The sequence below is a fragment of the Paenibacillus sp. 01T422 genome (assembly GCF_056398785.1).
This window is the reverse complement of the sequence record NZ_JBFTQB010001014.1, coordinates 1-3,886: the sequence shown is the minus strand read 5'-3', so window position 1 is coordinate 3,886 and position 3,886 is coordinate 1. Positions and strand designations below refer to the sequence as shown.

The 3,886-nt window shown below is 45.3% G+C and carries 4 protein-coding genes; all 4 read left to right on the top strand.

Translation table 11 applies throughout. The annotated features are described in order from the left end of the window. The first annotated feature begins 166 nt into the window (after positions 1-166). Positions 167-589: an SRPBCC family protein gene (locus tag AC1DUA_RS34895; protein ID WP_477504101.1), complete on the top strand. Its 423-nt coding sequence runs from the start codon at positions 167-169 to the stop codon at positions 587-589. A 2-nt stretch (positions 590-591) separates the two neighbouring features. After that, entirely contained in the window at positions 592-1,386 is a 795-nt protein-coding gene (locus AC1DUA_RS34890; RefSeq protein ID WP_477504102.1) for a lipid II flippase Amj family protein, read from the top strand. Between the two features lie 83 nt (positions 1,387-1,469). Continuing rightward, a complete protein-coding gene (locus AC1DUA_RS34885) occupies positions 1,470-2,174 on the top strand; it encodes a radical SAM/SPASM domain-containing protein (RefSeq protein WP_477504100.1) in 705 nt (234 codons plus the stop codon). Between the two features lie 147 nt (positions 2,175-2,321). Then, a partial coding sequence (locus AC1DUA_RS34880) for an ATP-dependent DNA helicase (protein WP_477504099.1) occupies positions 2,322-3,886 on the top strand: 1,565 nt, incomplete at its 3' end.

The following is a 3,886-nucleotide window of genomic DNA, read 5'->3' as shown; positions in this document are numbered from 1 at the left end:
GAATGATGTCCAGGCAAGCCGTAGCGTGGGGATGAAGGGAATATGGAAGGAAGACGCCCATTTTGAAAGTGAGTTTGAGCGGGATTATACGATTCGGGATTTGATGGAGCTGAAGGATTATTTGGAGAAGCTGCAAGCAAGATCGAAATAGCAAAGGGGAGAGCTCATGAATCCAGAGAAAATCGTAGGACTTACGGCAGGTGCCGGCTTTCAGATTGGCGTTAGAAGGACGATTACCTTAAGCCAAGAGATGACATGGGAACTATTGATTTCGCCTCAAGGTCGCAAGTTGTGGTTAGGGGAGACACCTACGATTACGTTCGAGAAAGGGCATGCATTTCGCTCGAAGGAAGGGGTTAACGGGGTTCTTCGCGTGGTTAAACCTGGTGAACTGCTTCGTCTATCTTGGCAGCCTGTCGGCTGGCCGGAAACTTCAACTCTGCAAATTCGGCTGCTGCCCGCTGCTTCACCCGGCAGAACGACGATTAGTTTTCACCAAGAAATGCTCGACAGCATGCAGCGCAGAGAAGAAATGAAGGTGCGTTGGGAAGCCGTCTTGAACCGGCTGATGGAGTTAACGAGCAAATGACGATGACAAATACACTCCTATTAGTTTTCATTTTAACGATGATCATTCATACCGCAGAAACCTTGTCCTACTCTGTACGTTTTGCTGGCGTGAAGGTGAACAAACTGGCTGTTGCGCTTTCTCTAGTCGGGATCATCGTACTCGTTTCCCGTACAGCTAATTTGATTCAAGCGCCTATGACGGCTAATTTCGTTGACTATGCCAAGACGGAGCCGACCTTCGATTTGGAAAGGTACTTACGAATTTCTTTGTTCGCATCGTCTATTGGAACGCTGATTGCGATAGCTTTATTCCCTTCATTTATCAACATTAGTGTACGGGTTATTGCTCGTCTGGAAGTGGCAGGTTCTATCCCGAAGCTCATCTCAAGCGTGAAAATAGAACAGTTGAAAAACACCAAAAGTTACTTCAAAAAACCAAAGTTTAAACTAAGCCAATTCCGTTATTTAGGAGTATCCAAGAGGTTCTTAGTCATCAATATCCTAGTAACAGCCTTCTATTCTGTGGGGGTGCTGTCATCCTTATATGCGGCGCATTTGATACCTGAGTACGCTACGACGGCTTCCCAGGCATCCGGGCTTATTAATGGGATCGCGACGATACTGCTCACAATATTCATCGATCCGCAGTTGGGACTCATCACAGACAAAGCCCTGCAGGACGAATCGCAGCGTAGTCAGTTAGGGAAAATATATGCGCTGCTCATGACATCCCGATTTCTAGGTACTTTGCTGGCACAAGCATTCCTTATCCCTTCGGCGTATTTCATTGGATGGATCGTCAAATGGATATTCTAAATCTTTCAATTCCTTTCTTTCATGAGAGCAGCTTGTTATAATAGCTAATATCATAGTAGCGCAGCTAGAAACGGAGCCATGGCATGAAGAAGTTTAAAAAGTTTTATATTGAGATTACAAGTGTATGTAACCTGGCTTGTACGTTTTGTCCGCAAACGAAGCGGCAAGCTAATTTTATTAAAATAGATACGTTTACGAATATTCTTGATCAAATCAAGCCGCATACGGATCACATTTACCTCCATGTCAAAGGAGAGCCGTTACTGCATCCCAAGATTGACGAACTGCTTGATTTGAGTCATGAGCGAGGTTTTAAGGTCAATATTACAACCAATGGAACGTTGATTAACAAAAATAGGCACAAGCTGCTGGACAAACCGGCGCTTCGACAAATGAATTTTTCTTTGCACAGTTTTGATGGTCACGAAGGCTCAGAGGATAAAGAAGGTTATGTGATGAGCGTTTTGCGTTTTGCCAAGGAAATTGTAGCAAAGTCTAATGTCATTATTTCTTTCCGGTTATGGAACCTAACGATGGATAATCAAACGAATCAAGAGCGGCAGCGAAATGCCCTGCGGAATCAAGCAGGTATCCTGGTTGACGGCACGGTAATTCCTTGTTGTCTTGACGGGGAAGGCGTTATTAATTTGGGCAATATTAACCACACACCATTTTCTGAGATTGTTGAAGGGGAGCGGGCGAATCGTTTGTTCGAAGGCTTTTCCAGACGGGAAGTTGTGGAAGAATTATGCCGCAAATGCGGATATCGGGAACGTTTCAGTATGTAAAATGAAGTTGATAATAGATGGAAAGCTTCTTCATCTCCATGGTCAAAGCGGAGTGAATGAGGCTTTTTTCTATCTTTCTTTGCTTTTGTATCTAGTTAGTGAGATAATACAAGTTTGATTAGATTTCAATTTTTGGGGGCTTGTAACGTGGGACGGTATCCATTCGATTATGATCATTCACAGCCATTCATGCAGCAGGTTTCTGACTGGATTGCTGATTTATTTTATGAGGTTTTACCCGAAGCAGGCTTTGAAGTGCGCGATGAGCAGATTTACATGGCGTTTCAGCTGGAGCGGGCTTTTGCTGAGAAACAGACCATTTTTGCAGAAGCAGGTGTAGGCACAGGGAAGACGCTCGTCTACTTGTTGTATGCGATTTGCTATTCGCGACTAACGAAGAAGCCGGCTATCATCGCGTGTGCCGACGAATCGTTAATTGAGCAATTGGTCAAGCCAGGCGGCGATGTTGATAAATTAATGCGGCATTTGGATCTCGTGATTGATGCTCGGCTTGCCAAATCACCTGATCAGTACCTGTGTCTTCAGAAGCTGGATGAAGCCCGTTTTGGACACGAAGATTTGAGCGTATACCGTGATCTGCATGCCGGTTTGCCTGACTTCGTCCACACAAGGGAAGCTCTGCAATCCTTTTATGCATACGGAGATCGTAAAGACTACCCCAATCTGAATGATGTGCAGTGGGAACGCGTCAGTTGGGATGCTTATCAGGATTGTTTTGTCTGCGATAAACGACACCGCTGTGGTCAAACATTGTCCCGAGAGTCGTACCGGAAATCCGCGGATCTTATTATATGTTCCCATGATTTCTATATGGAGCATGTTTGGACGTATGAGGGACGGAAGCGGGAAGGCCAGTTGCCATTGCTGCCGGAGCACTGCTCAGTCGTTTTCGATGAAGGACATTTGATGGAATCTGCTGCTCAGAAAGCGTTGACTTACAAGCTAAAACATACCGTTTTCGAAGAATTAGTGGTTCGGTTGTTAAAAGGGGAAGTACGTGAGACACTAGCTGTCTGTATTGATCAGGCGATTGAGCAAAGTGAACTGATGTTTGAAGTGCTCGAGAGCTGCTGCCGACCGATTGTTGGCTCGGACCGCAAGCAGATTGTGATGAATGATCGATTACTGCGTGAAATTCACCGATTGTGTGATATTTTATCACAGATTGAAGAGGAGCTTGTCTTCGAAAGTGAGATGTTCACTTTGAATGACTATCAGCTCAAAATTGTCGAAGAGCATCTGGAAATGATGCAGAAGGCGCTGGCGTTGTTCCGTCATGATCAAGCATTCATCTGTTGGGCAACGGAAAGTATAACAGGTTTGAGCTTGGTAATTATGCCAAGAACGGTGAAAGAAGTGCTGAGAGAGCAAGTTTTTTCTGCCAAAATGCCGATCGTTTTCTCTTCAGCTACGTTATCTGTAGAGGGAACCTTTGATTATGTTGCGGATAGCTTGGGACTCGACAAGTATTTATCGTTCTCCGTGGACTCACCGTACGATTATGCTGAGCGAATGGAAGTGTTAGCTCCAACGTGGACCTCTAGCGGAACTTTCCAGGAAAAATTGGAGATAGCCATAAAGCTGCTGCAAAGAACGGAAGGACGGGCGTTAATTCTCTTCCCGACCCACGAAGAGCTGCGCAGGTTTAAGCAGGAGATTCTGAAGCGGAGCGAGTGCGAGAAGCTGCGGTT

Coding starts and splice junctions, on each gene's coding strand:
- AC1DUA_RS34895 (WP_477504101.1), top strand. CDS start 167: ATGAATCCAGAGAAAATCGTAGGACTTACGGCAGGTGCCGGCTTTCAG.
- AC1DUA_RS34890 (WP_477504102.1), top strand. CDS start 592: ATGACAAATACACTCCTATTAGTTTTCATTTTAACGATGATCATTCAT.
- AC1DUA_RS34885 (WP_477504100.1), top strand. CDS start 1,470: ATGAAGAAGTTTAAAAAGTTTTATATTGAGATTACAAGTGTATGTAAC.